28 protein-coding genes and 1 pseudogene are annotated in these 26,429 nt (G+C 62.9%); 7 read left to right on the top strand and 22 right to left on the bottom strand.

Annotation, left to right across the window (positions count from 1 at the left end):
* Positions 1-29: 29 nt before the first annotated feature.
* The 3 genes and pseudogenes from O0882_RS21785 to O0882_RS21775 all read right to left on the bottom strand — a co-directional run.
* On the bottom strand, positions 30-455 hold the full coding sequence (locus tag O0882_RS21785; protein ID WP_289951403.1) for a CHRD domain-containing protein: 426 nt from the start codon (positions 453-455) through the stop codon (positions 30-32).
* A 155-nt stretch (positions 456-610) separates the two neighbouring features.
* On the bottom strand, positions 611-1,168 hold the full coding sequence (locus tag O0882_RS21780) for a helix-turn-helix domain-containing protein (protein WP_100875388.1): 558 nt from the start codon (positions 1,166-1,168) through the stop codon (positions 611-613).
* A gap of 201 nt (positions 1,169-1,369) precedes the next feature.
* Positions 1,370-1,525 (bottom strand): annotated as a pseudogene (locus O0882_RS21775) (spore coat protein U domain-containing protein); the annotation flags it as partial.
* A 281-nt stretch (positions 1,526-1,806) separates the two neighbouring features.
* On the opposite strand from O0882_RS21775, the gene O0882_RS21770 reads away from it, so the two are divergent.
* Positions 1,807-1,935: a hypothetical protein gene (locus O0882_RS21770; RefSeq protein ID WP_289951402.1), complete on the top strand. Its 129-nt coding sequence runs from the start codon at positions 1,807-1,809 to the stop codon at positions 1,933-1,935.
* A 12-nt stretch (positions 1,936-1,947) separates the two neighbouring features.
* On the top strand, positions 1,948-2,754 hold the full coding sequence (locus O0882_RS21765) for a response regulator (RefSeq protein ID WP_289951397.1): 807 nt from the start codon (positions 1,948-1,950) through the stop codon (positions 2,752-2,754).
* A gap of 9 nt (positions 2,755-2,763) precedes the next feature.
* Here the strand turns inward: O0882_RS21765 and O0882_RS21760 are convergent, their stop codons facing one another.
* A complete protein-coding gene (locus O0882_RS21760) occupies positions 2,764-5,322 on the bottom strand; it encodes a TonB-dependent receptor (protein ID WP_289951395.1) in 2,559 nt (852 codons plus the stop codon).
* A 331-nt stretch (positions 5,323-5,653) separates the two neighbouring features.
* The gene (gene pnuC / locus O0882_RS21755) at positions 5,654-6,256 is read right to left on the bottom strand and encodes a nicotinamide riboside transporter PnuC (protein ID WP_289951393.1); all 603 of its coding nucleotides are present in this window, start codon (positions 6,254-6,256) and stop codon (positions 5,654-5,656) included.
* Positions 6,257-6,484: 228 nt separating this feature from the next.
* Here pnuC and O0882_RS21750 point away from each other — a divergent pair, with 228 nt between their 5' ends.
* Positions 6,485-7,240, top strand: a complete 756-nt coding sequence (locus tag O0882_RS21750; RefSeq protein ID WP_289951390.1) for a transporter substrate-binding domain-containing protein — start codon at positions 6,485-6,487, stop codon at positions 7,238-7,240.
* Positions 7,241-7,246: 6 nt separating this feature from the next.
* Here the strand turns inward: O0882_RS21750 and O0882_RS21745 are convergent, their stop codons facing one another.
* Together O0882_RS21745 and O0882_RS21740 are read right to left on the bottom strand one after the other, a co-directional pair.
* The gene (locus tag O0882_RS21745) at positions 7,247-7,948 is read right to left on the bottom strand and encodes an isochorismatase family protein (protein WP_289951387.1); all 702 of its coding nucleotides are present in this window, start codon (positions 7,946-7,948) and stop codon (positions 7,247-7,249) included.
* 65 nt (positions 7,949-8,013) lie between these two features.
* Entirely contained in the window at positions 8,014-8,880 is an 867-nt protein-coding gene (locus O0882_RS21740) for a pirin family protein (protein ID WP_289951386.1), read from the bottom strand.
* A gap of 117 nt (positions 8,881-8,997) precedes the next feature.
* On the opposite strand from O0882_RS21740, the gene O0882_RS21735 reads away from it, so the two are divergent.
* Together O0882_RS21735 and O0882_RS21730 are read left to right on the top strand one after the other, a co-directional pair.
* A complete protein-coding gene (locus tag O0882_RS21735) occupies positions 8,998-9,903 on the top strand; it encodes a LysR family transcriptional regulator (RefSeq protein WP_289951385.1) in 906 nt (301 codons plus the stop codon).
* A gap of 46 nt (positions 9,904-9,949) precedes the next feature.
* Positions 9,950-10,753, top strand: coding sequence for a metallophosphoesterase (locus O0882_RS21730; RefSeq protein ID WP_289951384.1), 804 nt, complete (start codon positions 9,950-9,952; stop codon positions 10,751-10,753).
* Here O0882_RS21730 and O0882_RS21725 read toward each other — a convergent pair.
* The 3 genes from O0882_RS21725 to bla form a co-directional block, all read right to left on the bottom strand.
* On the bottom strand, positions 10,750-10,923 hold the full coding sequence (locus O0882_RS21725) for a hypothetical protein (protein WP_289951382.1): 174 nt from the start codon (positions 10,921-10,923) through the stop codon (positions 10,750-10,752). The genes O0882_RS21730 and O0882_RS21725 overlap by 4 nt on opposite strands.
* A gap of 11 nt (positions 10,924-10,934) precedes the next feature.
* Positions 10,935-12,143: an RtcB family protein gene (locus O0882_RS21720; RefSeq protein WP_289951380.1), complete on the bottom strand. Its 1,209-nt coding sequence runs from the start codon at positions 12,141-12,143 to the stop codon at positions 10,935-10,937.
* A 278-nt stretch (positions 12,144-12,421) separates the two neighbouring features.
* Positions 12,422-13,366 (bottom strand): subclass B3 metallo-beta-lactamase, encoded by a 945-nt coding sequence (bla, locus tag O0882_RS21715; RefSeq protein WP_289951378.1) that lies wholly within the window; start codon positions 13,364-13,366, stop codon positions 12,422-12,424.
* Between the two features lie 139 nt (positions 13,367-13,505).
* Between bla and O0882_RS21710 the strand changes: the two genes are divergently transcribed.
* Positions 13,506-14,309: a metallophosphoesterase family protein gene (locus tag O0882_RS21710; protein WP_289951376.1), complete on the top strand. Its 804-nt coding sequence runs from the start codon at positions 13,506-13,508 to the stop codon at positions 14,307-14,309.
* On the opposite strand, the gene O0882_RS21705 is transcribed toward O0882_RS21710, so the two are convergent.
* Positions 14,306-14,833: a dihydrofolate reductase family protein gene (locus O0882_RS21705; RefSeq protein WP_289951375.1), complete on the bottom strand. Its 528-nt coding sequence runs from the start codon at positions 14,831-14,833 to the stop codon at positions 14,306-14,308. The genes O0882_RS21710 and O0882_RS21705 overlap by 4 nt on opposite strands.
* Before the next feature lie 41 nt (positions 14,834-14,874).
* Between O0882_RS21705 and O0882_RS21700 the strand changes: the two genes are divergently transcribed.
* On the top strand, positions 14,875-15,462 hold the full coding sequence (locus tag O0882_RS21700; protein ID WP_289951373.1) for a TetR/AcrR family transcriptional regulator: 588 nt from the start codon (positions 14,875-14,877) through the stop codon (positions 15,460-15,462).
* 63 nt (positions 15,463-15,525) lie between these two features.
* Here O0882_RS21700 and O0882_RS21695 read toward each other — a convergent pair whose 3' ends face one another.
* The 11 genes from O0882_RS21695 to O0882_RS21645 all read right to left on the bottom strand — a co-directional run bounded on the left by O0882_RS21695 (position 15,526) and on the right by O0882_RS21645 (position 26,426).
* Positions 15,526-15,903, bottom strand: coding sequence for a hypothetical protein (locus O0882_RS21695; protein WP_289951371.1), 378 nt, complete (start codon positions 15,901-15,903; stop codon positions 15,526-15,528).
* A gap of 13 nt (positions 15,904-15,916) precedes the next feature.
* Positions 15,917-16,696 carry an enoyl-CoA hydratase gene (locus tag O0882_RS21690; RefSeq protein ID WP_289951370.1) on the bottom strand — a complete coding sequence of 260 codons (780 nt, stop codon included), beginning with the start codon at positions 16,694-16,696 and terminating at the stop codon, positions 15,917-15,919.
* A gap of 73 nt (positions 16,697-16,769) precedes the next feature.
* On the bottom strand, positions 16,770-17,966 hold the full coding sequence (locus tag O0882_RS21685) for an acetyl-CoA C-acyltransferase (RefSeq protein ID WP_100875372.1): 1,197 nt from the start codon (positions 17,964-17,966) through the stop codon (positions 16,770-16,772).
* Between the two features lie 58 nt (positions 17,967-18,024).
* The gene (locus O0882_RS21680; RefSeq protein ID WP_242428537.1) at positions 18,025-18,522 is read right to left on the bottom strand and encodes a YiiD C-terminal domain-containing protein; all 498 of its coding nucleotides are present in this window, start codon (positions 18,520-18,522) and stop codon (positions 18,025-18,027) included.
* An 11-nt stretch (positions 18,523-18,533) separates the two neighbouring features.
* Positions 18,534-20,933: a 3-hydroxyacyl-CoA dehydrogenase/enoyl-CoA hydratase family protein gene (locus O0882_RS21675; protein ID WP_289951366.1), complete on the bottom strand. Its 2,400-nt coding sequence runs from the start codon at positions 20,931-20,933 to the stop codon at positions 18,534-18,536.
* Positions 20,934-20,947: 14 nt separating this feature from the next.
* Positions 20,948-22,738 carry an acyl-CoA dehydrogenase C-terminal domain-containing protein gene (locus O0882_RS21670; protein ID WP_289951364.1) on the bottom strand — a complete coding sequence of 597 codons (1,791 nt, stop codon included), beginning with the start codon at positions 22,736-22,738 and terminating at the stop codon, positions 20,948-20,950.
* Positions 22,739-22,817: 79 nt separating this feature from the next.
* Entirely contained in the window at positions 22,818-23,420 is a 603-nt protein-coding gene (locus O0882_RS21665; protein ID WP_289951619.1) for a TetR/AcrR family transcriptional regulator, read from the bottom strand.
* 258 nt (positions 23,421-23,678) lie between these two features.
* Complete coding sequence (locus O0882_RS21660) at positions 23,679-24,068, bottom strand: RNA-binding S4 domain-containing protein (protein WP_289951363.1); 390 nt, start codon at positions 24,066-24,068, stop codon at positions 23,679-23,681.
* Complete coding sequence (gene clsB, locus O0882_RS21655) at positions 24,065-25,228, bottom strand: cardiolipin synthase ClsB (RefSeq protein ID WP_289951362.1); 1,164 nt, start codon at positions 25,226-25,228, stop codon at positions 24,065-24,067. The genes O0882_RS21660 and clsB overlap by 4 nt, the downstream gene beginning before the upstream one ends.
* A gap of 9 nt (positions 25,229-25,237) precedes the next feature.
* Positions 25,238-26,059 carry an endonuclease/exonuclease/phosphatase family protein gene (locus O0882_RS21650; RefSeq protein ID WP_071079700.1) on the bottom strand — a complete coding sequence of 274 codons (822 nt, stop codon included), beginning with the start codon at positions 26,057-26,059 and terminating at the stop codon, positions 25,238-25,240.
* Positions 26,060-26,132: 73 nt separating this feature from the next.
* Positions 26,133-26,426 carry a hypothetical protein gene (locus O0882_RS21645; RefSeq protein WP_072457749.1) on the bottom strand — a complete coding sequence of 98 codons (294 nt, stop codon included), beginning with the start codon at positions 26,424-26,426 and terminating at the stop codon, positions 26,133-26,135.
* Positions 26,427-26,429: the final 3 nt, after the last annotated feature.

Genomic DNA, 26,429 nt, shown 5'->3' with positions numbered 1-26,429 from the left:
CAAGGAGGTTTCGGGGATAACGCCGGCAGCTAGGGCTTGAGCTGGGCGCGGATCTCGCCGGCCGGGTAGGCTGCGCTGTGCACGTTCACGTACAGCTTGCCGGCCTGGTAGCTCGCATGTTGGGACGGCGTGAGCAGGGTGCCAGCCGGCACGGCAAACATGCCTTCGGCGGTTTTCAGCAGCGGCACGATGACGGGGCCGTTGGCGCCCACCGGCGCTTCATGGATATGCGCGACGGTAGCCAGCATGCCCGTGTAGCGCACGCCGCCGCTGACACTGCGGTCGTGGGCGACGCGGATGGTGCTGCCGCCGCTGGCCGTACTGATATTGGCCGGCACTTCCTGCGTGCCCGTCAAGGTGACATCATGGCCGCCCGGATGATGCGGACCATGGGAAAAGGCGCCCAGCAAGGCGGCCAGCGCCAGCACGGTGGCGCCGTGGTGCAATGTGCTCATCGCAGATCTCCTTCAACGGACAGCGGATCATGGAGGGCGCCCGGTCCGCATAAGCGGGCCTGCGCCGCACTGGTGTTGCATACTGCGACGGTAACGCCATACCGCCGTGCCCGCTTTGCTGTGCGCCAAACTTGCTGTTCGCCTGCCGTCGCGCCTCAGGCCAGATGCCCTTCCGCCACCCAGCCCCGGTTGGCTGGCGCTGGCTTCGGTTTGGGTGCGATGCCGCTGCTTTTTTCCGCATCGAGGATGATGCTGCGCATGCTGTCGCTGGCGGCCGGCCCCGGCGCGAACGCGTAGTACTCATCATTGATGGGCAAGCCCGTCATGGCGTCGACCAGCACGGGATCGGCAGCCAGGCCCGTGTCGCGGCTGGCGATGACGAGGCTGGCGCCTTCCGGCGCGAAGTTTTCATTGCCCCAGGCGATAAAGGCCAGCAGAACGGGCTTGAAGGCGCGCCCGGATTTGGTCAGCACATAGTCGTAGCGGGGCGGCTTGGCGCAATACAGGCGGCGCGTCATCAAGCCCCCTTCGACCAGGTCGGCCAGGCGGCGCGTCAGGATGGTGGGGGCGATCTTGAGGCTTTTTTCAAATTCGTCGAAGCGCGTCTTGCCATAAAACGCTTCGCGCAGGATGAGGATGCTCCACCATTCGCCCACCTTGCCCAGGCTGCGGGCAATCGGGCAAGGCAAATTATTAAAGTTGGTATGTTTCATGACCATCTCCTCACGTTGATTCAACACAACAATCGAAAAAATCTCAGTTACAACACAAAAACATGTGTTTTCCTGCGCGACGAGGCCAGCCTCGGCACGGACAAGGCGGAGGTTGAGCGTCAGGGAAGCGGAACCGGCCTTCACGCAGCGCCTGGCTTAACAGTCAACGGTGGCCGTGATGCTCGCTTGCGGATATCGGGCGCCGGTGCCGGTCGACCCCGTACCCGCCGTCAGGCCCACGTTATACGGGGTGCTATTGGCGCAGGTCACACTCACGCTCGTATTGACGTTCACGGCAGTCGCCAGTACACCCGGGCTTTGGTCAAAGGTGATATTGGCGCTGCCGTTCAGATACACGGCCGCGTCGGCGCCACGTGGCGGCAATGCCGTGCTGGCGGCAACGATAAGGTGGGGGGAAATAACGCGCAACATGATACCTCCTGATGATCGAACATCATTAATGAGCCCGTCAATATGAAGGACGTCGAGGATAGTCACGGTATTGCCGGCGTTTTTTGGGGCACGCAAACCAGGACAACAAAAGATCAGCGCCGAGAGCCAGGAAACTGAGGACGTCGGTTTTTTGCCGCATTTACAAAACAGATTTTTTAACAATCGACATTGCTTTGAGTCAATGCATGGGTGAATTATTAGCGATCTGGGAAATCGCCGCTTCTTCTGGCGGAGAAAGCTCTTTTGAAACACGAGAAAAGCAGAAAAAAAAGAAAAAGCGAGGCATAATAAGCCACAACTTGCTTTTTGGTTAAGTCATCCATGCCATGCCATTGACCAGCGAAACCGTCAAAAAGAACATCTTGATCGTGGACGATTCCGCGTTCGAGCAGCGCATGCTGATGGAGCTGCTCGGCGAGCAGCCCTACCGTTTCAGCATCGCGTTCAACGGCTACCAGGGCTACCAGCTGGCATTGGCCACGCTGCCCGACCTGATCCTGCTCGACGTGCGCATGCCCGAGATGGATGGCTACACGGCATGCCGATTGCTCAAGGCCAATCCCGAAACGGAACAGATACCCGTCATCTTTCTCAGTGGCGCCGATGCCGCCAAGGAACGCATCATGGGCTTGCAGGTGGGCGGTGTCGACTACATTTCGAAGCCGTTCACGCCGGAAGAACTGGCCGCGCGCATCCATATCCACCTGGGATTGATGCGTAAAAGCAACAGCACCTTACCCGTCGCGGTCCCGGCCAGCGAGCGCCAGCAGCATCCCGACCTGGTGTTCGTCAATGCGGTCAAACAGCTCATTCTCGACAACCTGGGCAGCCTGCCCAACCTGTCCGACATCGCCCGCAGCGTGGGCACCTACCGCGAAAAGCTGACCCTGATGTTCCGAGAGCAGACGGGCATGACGGTGTTTGCCTTCATCCGCGAAGCGCGCATCGCCCGCGGCGTGGTATTGCTGCAGCAGACAGACATCGACGTGCAGGATATCGCCCTGCTGATCGGCTTTCACAACGCGGGCAACTTCGCCACCGCCTTCCGCGAGCGCATGGGCGTCACGCCCAGCGCCTACCGCCAGCGTCTGCAGGAGCAGACGGGCCAGCGGCAGGTGTCAAACGGGCATTAGAACTGCAGATCAGAACTTGTAGTTCAGCTTGAGCGACGCAAAGCGTCCGCGCGGGTCGGCCTGCGTATAGTCGAAGCCCGAGGCCGAGTAATCCCACGGCGCGCGCTTGTTGGCCAGGTTTTGCACGATGAAGGTGACGTTCGCCTTGGGTGTCACCTGCCAGCTGGTGGTCACGTCGAAGGTGCTGAAGGCGGCTACCGATTCATCGAGATGCGTGTTTTGCGCATAGCTGCCCACATAGTTCCAGGTGAGCGTGGACGACCACTTGCCCTGCTCCCAGGTGGCCGAGGTGACGCCGCGCCATTTCGGGATGGAGCCGAAATAGTTCGTGCCGGCGCCGTCGGTGAGCGGCGCGCCATCGGACAACGGTTCGGCAAAGCGCAGCACGCGGCTCAGCTGGCCGGCCAGGGTCAGCTTGCCCCAGTCCTGGTCGACGAAGCGCTGGCGCAGGTCGAGGTCGATGCCCGACACTTCACGCTGTCCCTGGTTGCGATACTGGCGGTACAGGGTCGTGATGCGGCCATCGGCGTCGCGCGTGATCTTCTGCGGCGCCGACGCTTCATTGGCGAGGGTCGTGGTGGCGCTTTCCGTGCCGATCACGCCATCTTGCTTGATGCGGTAGTAATCGAGGCCGATGCTCGAGCTGCTGGTCGGCGAGACCACCACGCCCAGGTTCAGGTTATTCGACCGTTCCGGGCGCAGCGCCGTATTGGCGATGGTAATGGCCGTCACGCCGCGCGTCTGCGTCGGCGTGACAGGGTCCTTCGGATCGAGCACGCTGACATAGCTGACGGCCGTGCTTTGCGTGATTTCCGGCAGCGACGGCGCGCGGAAGCCGCGCGACACGGTGCCGCGCACCAGCAGCCACGGCGCCGCCTGGTAGCGCGCGCTGGCTTTCGGCGAAAACGCATTGCCGAAATCGCTGTAATGGTCGGCGCGGCCCGCCAGGTTGACGGACAGGTCTTTCACGACGGGCACGTTGAATTCGGCAAACAGGGCCGACACGCTGCGCGAGCCGTTGATGATGTTGATCGCCGGGCGCAGCTCCGTGCCCGACAGCACGGCCGTCGAGGTTTGCGAATCCATCTTTTCGCGGCGCCACTGAGCACCGGCGGCAAAGCCCAGCGGACCGGCCGGCAGCTGCCACAAGTCTTTCGCGGCCGAGAAATCGACGGTGTCGAGGGTCGACTCGGCCGGACGCAGGGTCGACAGGCGCAGGCGGTTGCGCACGGCCTCGCTGTTTTGCGACTGGTCGAAGAAGTTATAACTGCCGTCGGCCAGCACCTTCTGGAATTCGTAGCGGTTGACGAAGTTCTGCACGGTTTCTTCCAGCTTGCTGCTCGAATGGCCCACGGCCGCATCCCAGTCCCAGCCCGCCAGGGTGCCCTTGGCACCTGCCAGCGCGCGGTAGAAGGTGACCTTGTCCTGCTTCAGGCGCGGTCCCAGGTCGAACAGGGTAGCCGTGAACGGCAGGGGCGTGGCGCCCGGATTGTTCGGGTGGCCGACAGGCAGCACGACAGGAATGGTGTCGAGCGCCTGGGTGGCGTTGTTCCACACGCGCGTGGCATTGTTGACGGTGAGCGGGGCGCTGAAGGTCTGGTCGGCGCGCGAATAGCTGTGCAGCAAGTCGACATACGCTTCCGTATCCGCGTTCAGTTTGAAGGTGGCGCGCGCGGCCGTGTGCACGCGCTGGATGCCGGGAATCAAGGTTTTATACGGCGACGGGTTATACGCCAGCACGTTCCCCGTCTTGCCGGGCGTGATGTCGCCATAATTGACCAGTTGCAGTGGTCCGCGCACGCCGCCCAGGGTCCGGGTCGGGTCCGTGCCCGCGTAATTGGTGATGGCCCAGCCCAGGCTGCCCCGCTGCTGCTTGCGGAAGTCCGCATCGCGCATCCACGCCACGTCGCTTTGCTGCAGCTTGTCGCGCTGCTGCGCGTCGATCGAGAAGACCAGGCTGTAGCCGTCTTCCTCGAGCTTGCCGAAACCCGTTTGCAGCGCCGCGCTCTTTTCATGCTGGCCCGTGCCTTCGGTAGAGCCGCCCCACTGCGCCGTGATGTCCGTGCCCGTGAATTCCTTGTACAGGATGATGTTGACCACGCCGGCCACGGCATCGGAACCGTAGATGGACGAGGCGCCATCCTTGAGCACTTCGATGCGCTGCACGGCCGCCATCGGCAGGCTGTTCAGGTCAACAAAGGTTTCCTGCAGGTTTTGCGCCGTCGCATAGCTGGCCACGCGCTTGCCATTGACGAGGATCAGGGTATTTTTCTGGCCGATGCCGCGCAGCGACAGGCCCGAAGTGCCGGCCGAGAAACTGCCCGTATATTGTTCGTTGTAGCTGTTGCCGCTGTTGGCGGAGATGGCGCGCAGCACATCCGAGACGCTGCTCTTGCCGCTGGCTTTCAACTCCTTGGCCGTGATGACTTGCACGGCGCTGGCGCCCTCCTTTTCGCTGACGCGGATATTCGAGCCGGTGACGTTGACCCGCAGCATGTCCTCTTCGGCGTGGGCAAGGGAGGGAAAGGCGGCGGCGATGGCAAGACTGATGGCGAGTGGTTTGAACATGGTTTCCTCTTATTGGGATTGAGCCTTTTTCCGATAAAAAAGGCCGAGCAGGGGCACGCGGACCGGGTGGGCCAGCGGGCAAACGACAACGAAATGAATGGGAATGACTTAGGGGATGCGTGGACGGGCACGCACCGGCATCAACTGCGCCATGCATTGCATGGTCAGCTGGTGCAGGACGGCATAAAAACAGGTGGAAGGACTAAAACTCAACATAAAAAACACCGGTAAGCGGGGAAAGGCCACTATATCCCGGTGTCTTTATGGCGTGAACGAATTAAAAATTGATTGTATATACGATTTGAATCTAAGGACTTGGCGTTGGGCTATGTCAGGCGTCGACGACTGCCGCGCACGGCACCGCGGGCACCTGCGCCGCGCGGCGTGCCTGCACGCCCCACCAGTACCAGGAAATCAGGGCATTGACCCAGTAAGCCGCATACAGCACGGCCGTCAGGTGCAGGCCGCGGCTATAGTAGAGGGGCACGGCCACGGTATTGACCAGCAGCCAGAAGGCCCAGGTTTCGATGCGCCGGCTCATCAGCAAGAATTGCGCGATGATGCTAAATACCAACACTGCGGAATCGATGAAGGGTGCGTAAGCATTCGTAAACCGGTGCAGCAGCATGCCGTAGATGGCCACGGCGGCGATACCGGCCGGCACCACCCAGGCCAGGCTGCGCCAGCCCGTGCGCGTGATTGGCAACGGTTTGCCGCCCGCGCCACGCCGCCATTGCAGCCAGCCGATGACGCAGGTGACGATGAAAAACAGCTGCAGCATCACGTCGGCATACAGATTCACCTGGAAAAACAGCACGGCAAACAGCACGCAGCCGACCATGCCGATCCACCAGGAATGAATATTATTGCGTCCGGCCAGGATGATGGAAACAGTCATCAAGACATTGGCGGCGATCTCGAGCGGGGGAGTCAAGCGGTCTTCCTTTGCGGGGCAGTGGTGGCACCGCACCACTATAGCCGATTACACTACCCGGTGTTCGCCACGCCGGAGGCGAAACCAGGGGAGAAAGCGGCAAAAAAACGCGCAAACATCGAGGAAAAGCGAACCAGGCCGGCCTTCAGCGGCAACAGCCCTTGACTTCCGTGGCCATTCTGGCAAATTGAATATCAAGTTAAAACTCCAGGAAGCTCCCTTATGCGCATGCGCCATCTCCTGTTTGCGGCAGTGCTCGGCGTATCTGCCCTGCCCGCCGTAGCTTGCCGCATGACGATGGCGCTGGAACAGTGGCCGCCGTATCTCTACCGCGATGCCCAGGGCCGCTATACGGGCCTGGACCTGGAGCTGCTGCGCGCCATTTTCAAGGAAGCGCGCTGCACCTTGCTGACCGCACCGGAACTGCCCACGGCGCGGCGCCAGCTGCTGTTCCAGAAAGGGGGGCTGGACCTGATGCTGGCCGCCTCCGACACCTCGGAGCGCCATGCGTATGCGCGTTTCAGCGTGAGCTACCGCGACGAAACCGTGGGCATCTTCGGCAAGGCCGGCACGCACGCCGTGCCGCGCCATGTCGGCAGCTTCGGCCAGCTGGCGCGCGGCAAGTCGACCTTGCTGGCGCCCAAAGTGGGCTGGTATGGCGCGCAGTATGCGGCGGCCCGGCCGACGCTGGAAAAGGCCGGTCGCCTGAATACTTTCGGCAGCTTCCGGCAGGGCATCCGCATGCTCGACGCGGGCCGCGCCGACCTGCTGCTGGGCGACGTGCTGGCCGTACGCCACGAAGCGCGCCTGCAGGGCGTCGCCTTGAACACCCTGCCCTTCCTGGTGCTGCGCGCCCCCGTGCACCTGATGCTCAATGCGCGCACGACCAGCAGTGACGACCTGGCGCGCCTGAACGCCGCCATCACGCGCCTGGAACAGCGTGGCATGCTGGCAGCGATACGCGCCCGCTATGAAGCGCCGTAGCTGCGATCAGCCCTTGCTGGCCGTTTCCAGGATGTCCAGCTTCGTCTCCCGGCCATTCTTTTGCACGCCCTGCGCCTTGTCGTAGCTTTCGATCAGCGCGCGGTACGGCGGCACGATATGGTCCGTCATGATGGCGGCGAATTCCATCGCATCGGCGCGGTTCCAGGTGCTCATCACTTCAGCCAGCACGGCATACGTATCGATCGGCACGGCGCCCGCCTGCGTCACGCGCGCCACGGTGATGTCAGTGGCCATCTTCGACCAGTTGCCCGAGGCGTCGATGATGGCAAACACCTTGTAGCCGGCCGCCAGCGCGCTGATGGTGGGAAAAGCCATGCACACGCTGGTGAGCGTGCCGGCGATCAGCAGGGTCTTGCGGCCCGTCTTTTCGATGGCTTCGACCCAGGCCGGATTGTCCCAGGCATTGATCTGGCCCGTGCGCGGGATGTAGACGGCGTCCGGATTGAAATGGTGGATTTCCGGGATCAATGGGCCGTTCGGGCCGTCGGGCACGGAAGCGGTGGTGAAGGTCGGCATATTGGCCAGGCGCGACAGCTTGGCCAGCGCCGTGACGTGGCCGCGCAGCACGTGCTGCTCGATGTCGCGCACCAGCTGGAACAAACCGCTCTGGTGGTCGATCAGCAGCATGACGGCGTCGTCGGGATCGATCATCGGTGGCAAACCGTGGAAGTTGGCGGGGGTGCTCATGGTGGTCTCCTGAAAAACCATGCCGCGGGATGCGGCATGGGTACTGCACAAATTAACTACACAAATTACGTCGCGATACGGGCGAAGCGGCCGCTGTTGAAATCCTCGAACGCCTGCGCGATTTCCGCATCCGTGTTCATGACGAAGGGGCCGTGGCCGACGATGGGCTCATCGATCGGCTCGCCGCTCAGCAGCAGCACCACGGCGTCGCTGTTCGCCTCGACGGTGATGCTGTCGCCATCGCGTTCGAACAGCGCCATCTGCGCTTCGCCCACCACGCTCTCGCCATTCACCAGCACCGTGCCATGCAGGACGATCAGCGCGGTGCTCCAGCCTTTGGCCACGGGCAGCTGCGTCAGCTTGCCCTGCGCCAGGCGCACATCCCACACCTGCATAGTCGAGAACGTGCGGGCCGGGCCATGCTGGCCATCGAAATCGCCGGCGATCACGCGCACGGAACCGGCGCCGTCGGGCAGCGCCACGGTAGGAATCGTGTCGCTGGTGATGGCCTGGTAGCCGGGCGCCGTCATCTTGTTTTTCGCCGGCAGGTTCACCCACAGCTGCACCATTTCCAGGGTGCCGCCCGACTGCGTGAAGGCGGGCGAGTGAAACTCTTCATGCAGGATGCCGGCACCGGCCGTCATCCACTGCACGTCGCCGGGGCCGATCACGCCGCCCTGGCCCGTCGAATCGCGGTGCGCCACTTCGCCCTTGTAGACGATGGTCACCGTTTCAAAGCCGCGGTGCGGGTGCGAACCGACGCCGGGCGGACGGGTGCCGGGCGCAAACTCGGCAGGGCCTGCATAGTCGAGCAGCAGGAAGGGGCTCAGCTGCTTGCCATGGCCGTTATACGAAAACATCGAGCGCACGGGAAAACCGTCGCCTACCCAGTGCTGGCGGGGTGCGCTGTAGATACCTGTGACTGTGTTCATCTCGATCTCCTTGGTGTGTGCAATACGATGAAGACAGAATACGCTTGCAACGATGGAGGCGGTAGACGGTAAAATACGCCATCAGCGTTCCAAAAATAGAACGATCAAGGAGGCGGCATGCAGGATTTGAATGACTTGTATTACTTTGTGCAGGTGGTCGACCATGGCGGCTTCGCCCCGGCCGGACGCGCGCTGGGCATGCCGAAATCCAAACTGAGCCGGCGCATCGCGCTGCTCGAAGAGCGCCTCGGCGCGCGCCTGCTGCAGCGCACGACACGGCATTTTTCCGTCACCGACGTGGGCCAGACGTTTTACGAGCATTGCAAGGCCATGCTGGTGGAAGCGGAGGCGGCGCAGGAAGCGATCGAGCTGACGCGGGCGGCGCCGCGCGGCACGGTGCGCCTGTCCTGCCCCATCGCCCTGCTCCATTCGCTGGTCGCGCCCATGCTGGCCGGCTTCATGCGCGAGCATCCGCAAGTGACCCTGCTGCTCGAAGCGAGCAACCGCCGCGTCGACCTGGTGGCCGAAGGCATCGACGTGGCCATCCGCGTGCGTCCGCCGCCGCTGCCCGACAGTGACCTGGTGCTGCGCGTGCTGGCCGAGCGCAGCCAGTGCATGGTGGGCAGCCCGCTGCTGTTCGGCGACGCCGCCAGGCCAACCGCGCCGGCCGACCTGGCCGACTGGCCCAGCCTGGCCCTGGGCACGCCGCAACAGCACTACCAGTGGGATTTGCACGGCCCGGACGGCGCGCGCGCCCAGCTGCGGCATACGCCGCGCTTCGTCACGGGCGACATGCTGACCCTGCGCGACGCGGCCGTGGCCGGCGTGGGCGTGGTGCAGCTGCCGACCATGATGATCGTCGAGCAGGTAGCCAACGGCAGCCTGCTGCCGCTGATGGCGCAGTGGCGGCCGCAGCGCGAAATCATCCACGCCGTCTTCCCGTCGCGGCGCGGCCTGCTGCCGGCCGTGCGCGCGCTGCTCGACTACCTGGCGCACAGCTTCGCCGCGCTGGAGGAAGAGTGAGGCTTTTCAGGTACGATGGCGTACCCGCCAATCGCCTGGATGCCGCATGCGTTTATTGATTTTGTCGGACCTGCACCATGAGTTATGGCGCGAGGATGCGCCGCAAGGCGACCTCGCGCTCAGCCGTCCCGACGCCGTGATCCTGGCTGGCGACATCGACACGGGCACCCGCGCCGTCGCCTGGGCCGCCAGCACGTTTGCGGGACTGCCGGTGCTGTACGTGCATGGCAACCACGAAGGCTACGGCCACCATCTGGACAAGGTGCGCCAGGAGCTGCGCGCGGCCTGCGCCGCCACGCAGAACGTGCATTTCCTCGACTGCGGCACGCACGTTCTCACCGACCAGGCAGGCAAGCAGGTGCGCTTCCTGGGCGCCACCCTGTGGACGGATTTCCGCCTGCTGGGCGACGACACGCGGCAGGCGGCCATGCACGACGCGCAAGCCGTCATGAACGACTACAAGCGCATCCGCCTGGCCAACATGGGCTTTCGCAAGCTGCGCGCGGCCGATACGGCCATGTTCCACGCGCAGCAAAAAGCCTGGCTGGCGCGCGAACTGGCGCAGCCCTTCGAGGGCGCGACAGTCGTCATCAGCCACATGGCGCCATCGCTGCTGTCGGTCGATGATGCGTATGGCAGCGAGGCGTGTTCGCCCGCCTACGCTTCGCGCCTGGACGACCTGGCCGCGCAGGCGGACCTGTGGGTGCATGGCCACCTCCACGTCACGCGCGACTACCGCATCGGCCCGTGCCGCGTCGTAGCCAACCCCTGCGGCTACAAGACGCGCAGCGGCACGCCGCAAAATCCCGCTTTTGATCCGAACTTCATCGTCGAGCTGCCGGCCCGCTAATCGTCAGGCTTCAGACGCCCCGCCAGCCACTGCTGCAAACGGTGCTTGCCGGCCCGGCGCGCCGCGCGCGGCGACGCTTCCGACTGATGCGCGCCGGCGCCGCCGCGCAGCCTGGCGGCCGCCACCAGCGGATTGCGCGGCTTGGATACAGGCTTGAGCTTGATCTTCATGTCTTCTCCTTTCAGCCCTTGATGCAAACGACCTGGCGCAAGGTATGCACCACTTCCACCAGATCGCTCTGGTGCGCCATGACGGCGTCGATATCTTTATACGCGGCCGGAATTTCATCGATCACGCCGCCATCCTTGCGGCACTCGATGCCTGCCGTCTGTTCGGCCAGGTCGAAGCGGTTGAAGCGGCGCTTCGCCTCGCTGCGGCTCATGCTGCGTCCCGCCCCGTGCGAGCAGGAACAGAACGATTCCGGGTTCCCCTTGCCGCGCACGATGAAGCTGCGCGCGCCCATGCTGCCGGGGATGATGCCCAGTTCTCCCTGCCGCGCCGAAATGGCGCCCTTGCGCGTCACATACAAATCCTCATTGCCATGCGTTTCGCGCGCGATGTAGTTGTGGTGGCAGTTGATGGCCTCCCCGTCGAGCCGGAACGGCGGAGCAAACTTCGCCAGCACGTCGAGCACGCGGCGCATCATTTCGCTGCGGTTGAGCAGCGCGTAATCCTGCGCCCAATCCACCGCTTCCACGTAGTCGTCAAATACCGTGGAGCCCTCGCTCAGGTACGCCAGGTCCGCGTCCGGCAGCTGCAGCTGGTGGCGCCGCATATCCTTCTGCGCGGCGGCGATGAAATAGCGGCCGATCACGTTGCCGATGCCGCGCGAACCCGAATGCAGCATGACCCACACGCGCTGCTCCTCGTCGAGGCAGACTTCAATGAAGTGATTGCCGCCGCCCAGGGTGCCCGCCTGGCAGATCCACGTGCGCTCGAACTGGCGCAGCATCTTGGCGATGCCGCGGTGACGCTCGACGATGTGCGCCAGGCGGTCGCCGAGGGGCCGCACGGCGCGCGCCTGGCGCGAGCCTTGCACCCGGCTCCATTCGTGCTGCTCGAAGCCGACGGGTACTTCCGCTTCGATGGCGCTGCGCAGGCGCGCCAGGTTATCGGGCAGGTCGCTGGCCGTCAGGGTCGTGCGCACGGCGTTCATGCCGCAGCCGATGTCGACGCCAACGGCGGCCGGGATGATGGCACCGCGCGTGGGAATCACGCTGCCGACGGTGGCGCCGATGCCGGCATGCACGTCGGGCATGGCCGCCACATGCGGATGGACGATGGGCAGGCTGGCGATATTGTGCAGCTGGCGCAGCGCCTGCGCATCGATATCGTCGGTGAAAATATGCACGGGCACATGGGCGCCGCGCAGTGTCTGATGAATGGGCATAACGGTATTCCTTGGTATTGTCGTTATGCCGGGGTCGTCCAAAACAAAAAACCCCGGCGAGTTTCCTCACCGGGGTTTGAAGGACACCGGCTCGGGATCGGCAATGTGCCGATGGCCCCGAGCGTCATGCGCGGGGCTAGTGGTAAGTCAACGTGCTGCCAGCCTGCTCGAACATGGGTATCCTTTCTTTTGTCTGGTTAATCTCAACTGCGGATGCTGATTCTGCACCTTATGCTGCAGTGCGTCAACCGCTTTTCATGGCGAATGCGCCAACGTTGTTAATTTGTCGCAGCCGCCTTTTCCTTGGCGATGCGGGCATCGAGCTTGGCTTCATTTTTGGCCGCGTAGTGGCTGCACGCCTGCGCATCGATGAAGGGGTTCGGCGTGGCGCCTTCCAGCAATTGCGTCAGCTTGCGGTCGCCGCCGGAGTGGTCGGGGTGGGCCGAGATCAGGATGTCGCACGGCAGTTTGGCAAAGTCCTGCATGACGCGGCGAAAAGCCGGCGTCAGGTCCGCATGGCGTTCATCGCCCAGATAGTGAAAATCGTCGGCCGCCACCGGCGTGAGGCTGGCGCCAAATACCACGTTCAGGCAGTCCTGACGCTGCGCATCCTCGCACGAGACCCAGGTCCAGCTGGTGCTGCCCGGCGTATGGCCCGGCGTGTAGCGCGCCGTGATGGTCACGTCACCCAGCTGCAGGGTTTCGCCATCGGCGATCTCGCGCACGTTTTCCACGGCCGGCATGGGATCGATTTCACCCGCTTGCGGGTCCAGGGCAAGCACCGCTCCCGCGCGCAGCGCCTCCGCGCCCAGCGGGCTGGCGACCACTTGCGCGCCGCTGTCGCGGGCCAGGGCGGCGATGCCGCCCGAATGGTCGAAATGCGCTTCCGTATTCAGGATGAACTTGATGTCTTGCAGGCGAAAGCCCAGCTCGAGGATATGTTCCTTGATGGCGGCCACCGATTGCGGCAGCGCGCCATCGATCAGGATCAAGCCGTCGCGCGTATCGATCAGCACCACGCTCAAGCCGCCCACGCCCACATAATACGTGTCGCCGTGGATGCGCGCCGGTTGTTGCGGACGGTTCCACTGCGCCGCATACGGCGAGGCGATCGGCTGCGTCAGGGGATCGATGGCCGGCGTGGCGGCATGTGCCGTCAACGGCAGCGCCATGGCGGCCAGCGCGATGTTCAGCAAGGTCTTGGGAAGGAAGAAAGGCGGCATGCGGCTCCAGGAATGCGTGTGTGCTAATCGATGCCATAGGGTAACGTCGCCACCCTGGCGCGGTCAAGCAGACGGACGCAGCGACTTGCGCTACGATAGAGGCCCATTGACTGCCGCGCGCCTTGCCGCGCCCACTGCCATGCGTTTGCTGATCCTGTCCGACCTGCACCTGGAAGTCTGGGGTGACGACACACCCGCCATCGACCTTGCCACCAGCCGCCCCGACGTGGTGATCCTGGCCGGCGACATCGCCACGGGCAACCATGCCATCGCCTGGGCCGCGCGCACCTTCGGCGCCCTGCCCGTGCTGTACGTGCACGGCAATCACGAGGGCTATGGGCACCAGCTCGAACACATGCAGGACGCCGTGCGCGATGCCTGTGCAAGCGCGAATGCGCAGGGTGCCAACATCGGCCTGCTCGACGGCGACACCGTCGTCTTGAACGGCGTGCGCTTCCTCGGCATCACGCTGTGGACGGATTTTTTACTCTTCGGCGCGGCGCGCCAGGAAGAAGCCATGCAGGCGGCGCAAGCCTACATGCCCGACTACAAGCGCATCAGCACGGGTGGTGACACGCCGCGCCTGCTGTGCGCCAGCGACACGGCGCAGCTGCACGCGCGGCACAAGACCTGGCTAGCCGGGCAACTGGCGCAACCGTTCGCCGGCAAGACCGTCGTCATCACTCACATGGCGCCATCGATGCTGTCGGTGGACGAGCAATACGCAGCCAACCTGGGCTCACCCGCCTTCGCCTCGCAGCTGGACGAACTGGTGGCGCAGGCGGACCTGTGGGTGCATGGCCACATGCACGCCTCGCTCGACTACCAGATAGGCGAGTGCCGCGTCGTGTGCAACCCTTGCGGCTACAAGCGCCCCGATGGCACGCCCGAAAATGACCGTTTTGACACAGGCTTCATCGTCGAACTGGCCGACGCGGTTTAACGCTTTGCATAACGCAGCTGCACCACGCCGCTGGGTAGCGGGCGCGTGTCTTCCAGGCGCCAGTCGCTGCGCGGCAGCGCGTCATCGAACAGGCGCACGCCCTTGCCCAGCACCACGGGCAGCACGGACAAGGTCAGGCTGTCGATGACGCCTTCGCGCAAAGCGGCGCGGATGACGGCGCCGCCATCGAGATACACATGGCGGCAGCCCCCCGCTGCCAGACCTGCCAGTACTTCCCGCACGCCGCCTTCGCGGCGCTGCTCCCCATGCCGTGGCGCGAAGTCGCGGTGGCTGAGTACCACCACGCGCTTGCCCGCATACGGCCAAGGATCGAAACCCAGCACGGCGTCATACGTGGTGCGGCCGATCAGCAGCGTATCGACTTGCTCCATCAAGGCCGTGTAGCCGGTGGCGTCGGGCGAGTCGGGAGCCAGTTCGGCCAGCCAGGACAGGTCGCCGTTTTCTCCGGCGATGCAGCCGTCGATGCTGATGCCGAGAAAGGCACTGACGAAAGGTTTTTGCATGGGTGCTCCTTCATTTAATTCTACAGTGTAGAATTATGCCCATGAAACCGCCAAAACTTCAAGCTATTGAAAATCCCGTGCGCCGCGCGGGGCGTCCACGCCGCGCCGCACCCGCACTGGACAGCGCCACCATCCTGCACGCTGCCCTGGTCCTGCTGGAAGAACAAGGCGAAGCGTTTTCCATGCGCGCGCTGGCGCTAAGCCTGGGCGTCGACGCCATGGCCGTGTATCACTACTACGCGGGAAAAGAGGAGTTATTGCTGGCCTTGATGGCGCAGCGTTTTGCCGCGCTCGATCCGCGCCAGCCGCCGTTTACGCGGCGCCAGGCAGCGCCACGGCGTGTGCTCGCGCTGTGCGCGCTGTACCTGGAACTGGTCAGCGCCACACCGTATTTCGTGCGCCTGATGGCGCGCGGGCTGGTGACGCAAGCCGACGTGGCCGAGCGATTCACGGCGCTGTTCGAGCTGGCCGTCGAGGGCCTTGAGCTGGACAAAAAAACCCGGCTGCGCGGGCGCGATGCGCTCGTCGATTTTTTACACGGCTATGCGCTGGCGGGCAGGCCGGCCAGCGAGACAGCCTGGCACGCCTCGGTCGGCCTGATCCTGGCGGGGATGCTGGCAACAAGCTGAATCTGTTACTCGGGGCGCGGGAAATGCGCGGCCCGACCCGGCATGTATAGTCAGACTGGACATTCATGCATAGACATGGCGCACATCGTCATCGAGGTGTATCACCTGCGTCGGCGCTCCCGCAAACACAGGTGCGATCAGCATGGGGCGCAGATCATCGCCAGTCAGCGCGGCATCAAGGAATACCAGCAGATTGGCAGTGCTTGCTTGCACCAGAGCCCCCTTAAAGATGGCGCGCCTACCTACATGCGTCACCAGATTGTGGGCCACGTAATATGACGGTGCCGTCATATGCTGGCGCAGTGCATCGATGGAATCGCATGCCGACACACAGACGCCATGCTGTGTCAGTGCCAGCATGCTAAAGAACAGCACGTCCGCAGGAGGTCCTGCCAACACATCTTGCTTCACCAGCGCCGCGAAAGTGTAACCATTCCTCACGTTTATTCCGTCATCAGGCAAACTTCTTGAAATCCGGCTTCCTCTTTTCAAAGAAGGCCGTAAACGCTTCCTTCGCCTCGGCGCCGCCCAGCATGGCGCTGAACAGTTTGTTTTCGTCGGCGATGGCCGCCTTCATCGGTTCCATGCGGCTTTGCTTCATCAGGCGCTTGGTGGCGCGGATCGAGGCCGCCGGCAGGGCCACCAACTTGGCGGCCTGCCCTTGCGCGTACGTCATCAAGTCGTACAGGGGCACGACTTTCGACACCAGGCCCATTTCCAGCGCTTCGCTGGCAGGGAAGGACTCGCCCAGCATCAGCTTTTCCGCCGCGCGCGGGTAGCCGGCCAGTTGCGTGAGCAGCAGGCTGGAGCCGAATTCCGGGCACAGGCCCAGCTGTGTAAACGGCATCGAGAAGCTGGCGTTGTCGGCCGCATACACCAGGTCGCAGTGCATCAGCAAGGTCGTGCCGATGCCGATGGCCGGGCCGGAGACTGCCGCCACCACGGGCTTGCTGCTGCCGTACAGGGCGCGCATGAACTGGAACACGGGACGGTCATGGTCGAGCGAGCCATCCTTCGGGCGCGCCGTCTTCATGAAATCATCGAGGTCGTTGCCAGCCGTGAAAATCTCGCGCTTGCCGCAGATCAGGATAGCGCGCACGGCGTCGTCCGTCTCGGCCGCCACCAGCGCATCGGCCAGGGTCTGGTACATGGCGCCCGTGATCGCATTCTTGCGTTCCAGGCGGTTGAATTCCAGGGTCAAAATGCCCTCGCTCTTGCTGCACAAAATATCCATGTCGTCTCCAAAAGAATAAGGGCGCCGGGGGTAATCCCGCAGCGCCCTGTTGTATTGCTTTAGCCCGCCAAACTTATACGCGCTCGAAAATTCCTGCAGCACCCATGCCGGCGCCCACGCACATGGTGACCATGCCGTACTTCTGCTTGGTGCGCTGCAGCGCGTGGATCACGGTGGCGGCGCGGATGGCACCGGTGGCGCCCAGCGGATGGCCCAGGGCGATCGCGCCGCCCATCGGGTTGACCTTCGATGGGTCCAGGCCCAGGTCGCCGATGACGGCCAGGGCTTGCGCGGCAAACGCTTCGTTCAGCTCGATCCAGTCCAGCTGGTCTTGCGTGATGCCGGCGGCGGCGCACGCTGCGGGAATGGCGAATTTCGGACCGATGCCCATGATTTCCGGCGGCACGCCGCGCACGGCGAACGAGGAGAATTTCGCCAGCGGGGTCAGGTTATGTTCGCGCAGGATTTTTTCGCTGACGATCAGCAGCGCGCCGGCGCCGTCGGACATCTGCGAGCTGTTGGCGGCCGTGACGGTGCCCTTGGCGGCAAACACGGGTTTGAGTTTGCCCAGCGACTCCATCGACGAATCGGCGCGCGCGCCTTCGTCGGTGTCGACCGTGCGGCGCGATACATCGACTTGGCCGGTGGCCAGGTTCGGCGTGCGCGTGATGATTTCGACGGGCGTCGTTTCGGCCTTGAAGAAGCCGGCTTGCTGCGCGGCGATGGCGCGGCGGTGCGATTCAACGGAGAACGCGTCCTGCTGTTCGCGCGACACTTTCCATTGCTGCGCCACTTTCTCGGCCGTCAGGCCCATGCCGTAGGCCATGCCGATGTTTTCATCGCTGAACATGTCCAGGTTCATCGATGGGTGGTGACCCATCATCGGCACCATCGACATCGATTCGATGCCGCCTGCGATCATCACGTCGGCTTCGCCCACGCGGATGCGGTCGGCCGCCATGGCGATGGCCGTGATGCCCGAAGCGCAGTAACGGTTGACGGTGACGCCGCCCACGGTCTTCGGCAAGCCGGCCAGCAGCACCGAGTTACGCGCAATATTGAAGCCCTGCTCCGCTTCCGGGAACGAGCAGCCGATGATGGCGTCGGTGATCAGGGCCGGGTCGAGGCCAGGCGCTTGCGCCAGGGCCGATTGCAGCACGCGCACCAGCAGGTCGTCCGGGCGGGTGTTTCTGAACATGCCGCGCGGCGCCTTGCCGATCGGGGTGCGGGTTGCAGAGACGATGTAAGCGTCTTGAAGTTGTTTGCTCATTTTATTCTTTCAAAGATGTTGAACGAGGTTCGTGTTCTGTCGAATGTCCGGAACTGCCTTATCGCTTCTGCGACAAATACCAGTCCACCGTCACCTGTGCCGCCAGCGTGCCTTCGGAGTCGAAGATATCGACTGCCACGGGAAACGCCACCTTGCCATCCTGTGCCAGCTGCGCCTTCAATGCAGCCAGGTCGCCCGGTACCCGGCCTTCGGCGCGCGTCGCGCCCCGGGCCAGCTTCTGGTAGGCGATGCGCGACTCCTTGGCCACCGGGCGCAAGCCCAGTATCAGCTCGGCGAAGCCGCCAGCCATGGCCGCGCCGGACGCCGTTTCGGCCAGGGTAAACAAGGCGCCCGCATGCTGCGTGCCCAGGTGATTATGCAGTTTTGGATCGTCCGGCATCGACACCTTCGAGGTGCCGGCGCCGATCTCGTCGATGCTGATCCCCAGCAGCCGCACGAAGGGCAAGGTGTCCATCATCTGTTGTTTGATACGGTCATACACCATGCTTGGCCTCACGCGCAGCAGTACTTTAAAAACGAGTGACAGGATCGTCATCGACGTTGTGCTTAGTTGCGAACCGGCTTACCGGTCTGCATCATGCCCATGATCCGTTCCTGGGTTTTCGGATGGTTCAACAGTTCCAGGAATGCCTTGCGTTCCATATCCAGCAGCCACTGTTCGCTGACGAAACTGCCCTGGTCCACGTCGCCGCCCGATACGATCTCGGCGATCATCTCGCCCAGCTTGAAATCGTGCGCCGAAATGAAGCCGCCGTCGCGCATGTTGACCAGCTGCGCCTTGATGGTGCCCCAGCCGTAACGGCCCGTGACCTGGATCAGCGAAGGGAGCGCTGGACGGAAGCCCGCATCGAACATGGCGCGCGCTTCGACCTTGGCCACGTGCAGCAGCTCGTAGGCGTTGAACACGATCACGTCGTCTTCTTTCAGGTAGCCCATTTTTTTGGCTTCCAGCGCCGATTTCGACACGTTGGCGGTGGCCGCATTGGTGAAGCCCGTTTTCAGGAATTGCAGGATATCGTTACCCTTGGCTTCCTTGTAGGCGCGCTGCGCCGCTTCCTTCAAGCCGCCGCCCGCTGGAATCAGGCCCACGCCCACTTCCACCAGACCGATGTAGGACTCGATCGAGGCCACGCGCTTCGAGGAGTGCAGCGCCAGCTCGCAACCGCCGCCCAGGGCAAGGCCAGCGACCGCGGCGATCACCGGCACGTTCGCGTATTTCAGCGACATGAAGGTGTTTTGCAGTTCGGCGATGATCGGGTCGACCGCTTTCACGCCGCCTTGCATGAACGCTGGCAGGGCCGATTGCAGGTCGGCGCCGGCCGAGAAGGCGCCGCCTTCGGCTGCGTCGGCGTGCCAGATCACCAGCCCTTTGAAGTTCTTCTCCGCTTCGGCCAGCGCCAGTTTCAGGCCATTGATGACGCCTTCGCCGATCACGTGCATCTTGGTCTTGAACGAGATGATCAATACGTCGTCGCCCGTATGCCAGACGCGCACGGATTCGTCTTCGAAGACGGTGGTGCCGGCGGTCTTGCCGTCGATGGCGCCGCTGCCCAGGACGGGCGCGCGGAATGGCTGGCGGTCATACACGGCCAGGCTCGAACGGGGCACGAAGCTGTTCGACACGGCGGAGTAGGAACCTTCCGGCGTGTGCACGCCGCCTTTTTCAGCGACCGGACCTTCGAAGACCCAGGCTGGCAGCGGTGCGTTGCACAGCGCGTGGCCGGCGTCGATGTCTTCCTTGACCCAGTTGGCCACTTGCAGCCAGTTCGATGCCTGCCACGTTTCAAACGGACCGACGTTCCAGCCGAAGCCCCAGCGCATGGCGAAGTCGATGTCGCGCGCATTGTCGGCCACGGTGTCCAGATGAATGGCGATGTAGTGGAAAGCGTCGCGGAAGATCGCCCACAGGAACTGGCCTTGCGGGTTCGTCGATTCGCGCAGCGCCTTCATCTTCTTGACCGGATCCTTTTCCTTCAGGATGCGGGCGATGATGTCGGCGGCCTTGGCGCCGCCAGCGACGTATTCACCGGTGGCGAAATCGAGGCGTTGAATCTCCTTGCCGACCTTTTTGTAGAAGCCCGCGCCGCTCTTCTGGCCCAGCGCGCCTTTTTCCACCAGCTGCGCCAGCACGGCCGGCGTCTTGTAGACGGCGGCGAACGGGTCGTTCGGCAGGTAGTCCTGCATGGTCTTGATCACATGGCCCATGGTGTCGAGGCCGACCACGTCCGCCGTGCGGAAGGTGCCCGACTTGGCGCGGCCCAGCTTGGAGCCCGTCAGGTCATCGACGACGTCCACGGACAGACCGAATTTCTCGGCTTCGTGCACGATGGCCAGGATGCCGAACACGCCAACGCGGTTGGCGATGAAATTCGGCGTATCCTTGGCGCGCACGACGCCCTTGCCCAGGGTGGTGGTCAGGAAGCCTTCCAGCTGATCGCTGATCTCGGGCTTGGTGAACTCGGTCGGGATGATCTCGACCAGGTGCATATAGCGCGGCGGGTTGAAGAAGTGCACGCCGCAGTAGCGCGATTTCAGGTCGGCGTCGAAGCCTTCGGCCAGCTTGGTGATCGACAGGCCCGAGGTGTTCGAGGCGAAGATCGCGTTCGGGCCGATGTGCGGTGCGACCTTTTGATACAGGTCGTGTTTCCAGTCCATGCGCTCGGCGATGGCTTCGATGATCAGGTCGCAACCGGCCAGCAGGTCCAGGTTGTCTTCGTAGTTGGCCACCTGGATCAGCGATGCGTCATCCTTGTTGCCCAGCGGCGCAGGCGACAGTTTTTTCAGGTTCTCGATGGCGCGCAGCACGATGCCATTCTTTGGGCCTTCCTTTGCCGGCAGGTCGAACAGCACGACCGGCACTTTCGCGTTGATGCAATGGGCGGCGATCTGCGCGCCCATCACGCCGGCGCCGAGGACGGCTACTTTTTTAACGATGAAATTGGTCATATTTTCCTCAAGTCTTAGAACAGGTCTGCGTCGAGTGCCATCAGGTTGGCCGAACCGGAACGCGCCTGACGGATCAGGGTTGCCGTTTCAGGCTGCAAGCGGGCGAAGTAGAAACGTGCGGTAGCCAGTTTGGCGGTATAGAACTTGTCGCCGCTGGACTCTTTTTCGAGGGCGATCTTGGCCATCTGCGCGAACAGGTAGCTGTAGATCATGTGGCCGACGACACGCAGGTAAGGCACGCATGCCGCGCCCACTTCGTCAGGATTCTGGAAGGCTTTCATGCCGATTTCCATGGTCAGCTTGGTGACTTTGTCGCCCAGGTCGCCCAGTGGGGTGACGAATTCGCTCATCGCTTCATCGGTACCGTTGTCTTCGACAAACGCCTTGATCTTTTCGCCGAACTTGCGCAGCTTGGCGCCGTTGTCGCCGAGGATCTTGCGACCCAGCAGGTCCAGCGACTGGATCGTGTTCGTGCCTTCGTAGATCATGTTGATGCGCGCGTCACGCACATACTGCTCCATGCCCCATTCCGCAATGTAGCCGTGGCCACCGAACACTTGCATCGCTTCCGAGGTGGCGATCCAGGCGTTGTCGGTAATGAAGGCCTTGATGACAGGGGTCAGCAGCGCCACTTCGTCGGCGGCTTCCTTGCGCACGTCGGCGTCCGGGTGGTGCAGTTCGCGGTCGATCTGCAGCGCCACGTAGGAAGTGAAAGCGCGCGCGCCTTCGGCGTAGGCTTTGCCCGTCAACAGCATGCGGCGCACGTCAGGGTGCACGATGATGCGGTCGGCCGGCAGTTCCGGGTTCTTGATGCCGGACAGCGAACGCATTTGCGTGCGGTCCTTGGCGTAGATCAGTGCGTTCTGGTAGGCGATTTCCGTCAGGCCCAGCGACTGCATGCCCACGCCCAGGCGGGCCGCGTTCATGAAGACGAACATGGCGTTGAGGCCCTTGTTCGGCTGGCCGATGATCCAGCCTTTTGCGCCGTCCAGGTTCATCTGGCAGGTCGAGTTGCCGTGGATGCCCATTTTTTCTTCGATGGCGCCGCAGGTGATCGGGTTGCGCTCGCCGACCGTGCCGTCCGCGTTTGGCAGGAATTTCGGCACCAGGAACAGCGAGATGCCTTTCGAGCCTTCCGGCGCGTCCGGTACGCGGGCCAGCACCAGGTGCAGGATGTTTTCCGCCATGTCGTGCTCGCCGGCCGAGATGAAGATCTTGTTGCCGGTGATGGTCCAGGAACCGTCCGCCTCAGGCAGCGCCTTCGAGCGCAGCAGGCCCAGGTCGGTGCCGCAGTGCGGTTCGGTCAGGCACATGGTGCCCGTCCATTCGCCCGACACCAGTTTCGGCAGATACACTTCCTTCTGGTGGTCGGTGCCGTGTTCCTTCAGGCACTCGTAGGCGCCATGCGACAGGCCCGGGTACATGGACCAGGCCTGGTTCGACGAGTTCAGCATTTCATAGAACGAATTGTTCAGCACCACCGGCAAGCCCTGGCCGCCGTATTGCGGATCGCACGCCAAGGCCGCCCAGCCGCCTTCGACGTACTGCTTGTAGGCTTCTTTAAAGCCTTTAGGCGTGGTCACGCTTTTCGTGACGGGATCGTGGTGGCAGCCTTCGCGGTCGCCGGAGTGATTCAGGGGGAACAATACTTCGGAAGTGAACTTGCCGCCCTCTTCCAGTACCTGGTTGATGATATCGGCGTCGACGTCGGCGTACGACGGCATTTGCTTCAGTTCTTCTTCCACTTGCAGGAACTCATGCAGAACGAATTGCATATCCCGGATTGGCGCGACGTATTGACCCATAATTTTCTCCTGAAGGCGTTTAACTAAAGTGTTGTACTTGTGAACTGCGTGTGCGTTGCTGCGGATACTGCCTGACGGCTTATTTGCTTGTGACGGAATTCTGGTACGACGCCAGCAAGCGGACAAATCCTGCCTGCGCCCGTTCTATGCTGCCCGGCACGCGCAGGAAGCGCGCATCGTGATGCAGGGCCAGGATCAGGCCATACATCTCGTACACCAGCTGCTGGGCGTCCGTGTCCGCTTTCAGGTCGCCCGTGGCGATCGATTGCTCGACACTGCGCAGCAGCGCACCCTGCCAGGCCCGCACCATGGCCACCAGGGAGTCGCGGATGGGGCCGGGACGGTCGTCATACTCGACGGCGCCGCTGATATAGATGCAGCCGGAAGCGATTTCCACGCTGACCCGCTTGACCCAGCGCGCAAACATCGATTGCAATCGCTGGATGCCGCGTGGTTCTTTCATGCTGGGGAAAAAGACTTCTTGCTCGAAACGATAGTGGTAGAGCTTCAGCACTTCCATCTGCAAGTCTTCGCGCGAGCCAAAGTGGGCAAACACGCCCGACTTGCTCATGTTCATTTTGTCCGCAAGCAGCCCAATGGTCAGGCCTTCCAGGCCGTCGCGGCTGGACAGGTCCAGCGCCACGTCGAGGATGGCTGCACGGGTCAGTTCGCCCTTGCGCATGAATTTGACTGAAGTATTCAAGAGGTCCGTTCTAAAAGTGATGTTGCCGATTTGGCGGACTGAAGCGAGGGTAAAAAAAAGCACGCTCCGAAAAAATCCGAACGCTCGTACTATTATCTACTACCACGTAAAAGTCAAACGGGAACTTTAGAGCCGGCGTTCTATTGGTGCAGCGCAGCATTTTTTGACTGCGTGTTTATGGCAATTTCAGGTGGACAAAAGCGTCGCGCGCCCTTGCCTTACAGCAACAAGTTCGCCTCAGGACAGGTCGCCTGCCTTGCTCAATTGACGGCGGTCGCGCTTGGTCGGCCGCCCTTTGATGGTGGTGCCCGGCTCGCGGAACAGCTTGCGCTCCTCGGCCAGCTGCTCGCGGCGGGCGATGCTGGCCGGTGTTTCGCCATACAACAAGCGCGCCACGCTTGCCGCGCCGCGCTTGTCGGACAGGCCCAGCACGGCCACTTCCCACGTCTCCGCGCCATTGTCGATGGCCAGCTCATCGCCCACGCGCAGGCTGCGCGCCGGTTTCACGCGCTCGCCGCCCACTTTGACCTTGCCCGTGTCGACGGCTTCGCTGGCCAGCGAGCGCGTCTTGAAGAAGCGCGCCGCCCACAGCCATTTGTCCAGCCTTACCGTTGTCATCTCGTTCATGCGTACTTGCCTACTGAAAAAATGCGCATCACCAGCCGGTACACGAGGAAGGCGGCTTCGTAGCCGATGCGTCGGACACGGCCGATGTGCTTGAAATCATCCTGGTGAATCACGATGCCGTCGGCCACGCCCTGCTCAATGTGCTGGCGCAGGCTTTGCGCGAACGCCACGTCCTTGATGACCACGTTCGCTTCCTGATTCAGGAACAGGCTCAGCGCGTCAATATTGCTCGACCCCACAGTCGCCCAGTCATCGTCGACCACGGCCACCTTGGCGTGCAGCTGCGTCTTGCGGTATTCGACGATTTTCACGCCGGCAGCCAGCAGTTTCGGATAAAACGAGTGCGCCACGGCATCTTGCATGCGGAATTCGCCCACGCCGATCAACAGCACCACGTCGACGCCCCGCTGGGCCGCCTGGGCCAGGGCGTGGCGCAGCTTGTGCCCGGGCGCGAAATACGGGTTGGCCAGCATCACGCTCTTGCGTGCCTGGCCCAGTGCCTGCAGGTAGGCGCGCTGGATGGTGCGGCGGTTGCGCAGGTTGTCGCGCACGACAAAACCGGCCACGACGGGGTTCTTCGCCAGCTCCTTGCTGACCACGCGCATCTTGCGATACAGTTTGATACGCCGCACCAGGTTCATCTTGCCCAAGCGCGCCCACTGGGCCTGCACTTCTTCATGGATGGCGTCCACCAGCGGGCCCTTCACCTGCACGGCGAAGTCCCAGCGCGGCGCTTCCAGGCTGATACTGTGGTCATAGTCGCAAAACATATCGTCGTTGATATTGATGCCGCCCACCAGGGCAATTTCCCCATCGGCGACGCAGATCTTGCGGTGCGTGCGCGTGATACCGCGCCGGAACCACGGGTTGAAGATGCGGTGATGCACGCCGGCCGCTTCCAGCTGCGCATGCATGGCTTTCACACGGCGATTGCCCGTGCCAAACCAGTCCGTGATCATGCACACCAGCACGCCGCGCGCGGCGGCACGCTTGAGCGCGTCGAGCACCAGCGTGCCCGTGGCGTCATCGGCAAAGATATACGTTTCGAAATACACTTCCGAGCGCGCCCCATCGATGGCCTGGACCAGCGCGGGAAAGTAATCGGTGCCGCAATACAGCAGGTCGATGTCGTTGTGAGCGATGAAATTGACTGTGCGCATGCCTGCAGTCTACGCGAGTTTCAAGGCAGCAACGATCGGCGCGTGGTCCGACAGTTTTGCCCACAGGGTGCCATGCATCACTTGCGCGCCTTCCACGTGGAAACCGCGCACATAGATGCGGTCCAGGCGGAACCACGGCAAGGCGGCGGGAAAGGTGCGCGCCGGTACGGGGACCGGTGTTTTCGTCTGGCGCCGCGCCAGGGTGCGTACCAGGTCGCCCAGGGCCGAGTTCGACGCGCGCTGGTCGAACACTTCCACCACACCGAGCGCATTGCGCAGCTTGTCGCTGAGCGTGTTGCGCCAGTCGTTGAAGTCGCCCGCGATGATGACGGGCTCGCCATTCGGCGCCGATTCCAGGACGGCGTCAATCAGCGCCTGCGTCTGGCGTCCCCGTCCCGATTCAAACAGGCCCAGGTGCACGACATAACAGTGCACGTCGGCCTGCGGCGTCTTGAGCACGCAATGCAGGATGCCGCGCTGTTCGTAGGCGTGGTCGGACACGTCGTGGTTGGTTTGCGAGGCGATGGGGAATTTGCTCAGCAAGGCGTTGCCATGGTGACCATGGTCGTACACGGCGTTCATGCCATACGCGGAATGGTGTTCGGCGCCGGCAAAGAATTCATGCTGCGACGCTTCCGGCCAATGCTTGTGGCCGTTGTTCTCGGCCCCATAGCGGGCCGCATTGCGGTCATGCTTGCCCTGCACTTCCTGCAGGAAGACAACATCGGCATTGAACAGGGCAATCGCCTGTTTTAAAGCATGCACCCTGGGCAAGCCCCGCACGGAGGAGACACCCTTGTGTATATTATAAGTTGCTACGCGGATTTTCATGCCTTGATTCTACTCCCAGACAGGCCCCGCGCGGCGCCAGCGTAGGTGCGCGTGCGCACCTAAACGCACACAATCACGCCAGCATGCGTCCCACGCCCGCCGTCACGCTGACGAGCAGCGCGGTAATGCCGGCCGCCCAGACGATCTTGACCAGCAACGGTGCGCCGCGCCAGGCCACGGTGCGCTTGCCCTTGGCAAAGGCGCCCGGATGCAGCAGCCAGCCAATTGCCATCAGCGGCATACCGATGGGCGGCGTGCGGCCAGGCACGGTGGAGCTGAACAGCAGGAAGATAAAGCACAGGCAGAAAACGATGCCCAGGGTGCCCAGCAGTTTTTGCTGCGCAGTCAAGTGTAACCAGTTCAACATGGA

This window comes from Janthinobacterium sp. SUN073, from assembly GCF_030397665.1.
In the GTDB taxonomy this organism is placed as follows: domain Bacteria; phylum Pseudomonadota; class Gammaproteobacteria; order Burkholderiales; family Burkholderiaceae_D; genus Janthinobacterium.
The sequence above is the reverse complement of the archived record's forward strand: the minus strand, read 5'-3'. Positions and strand labels throughout refer to the sequence as shown.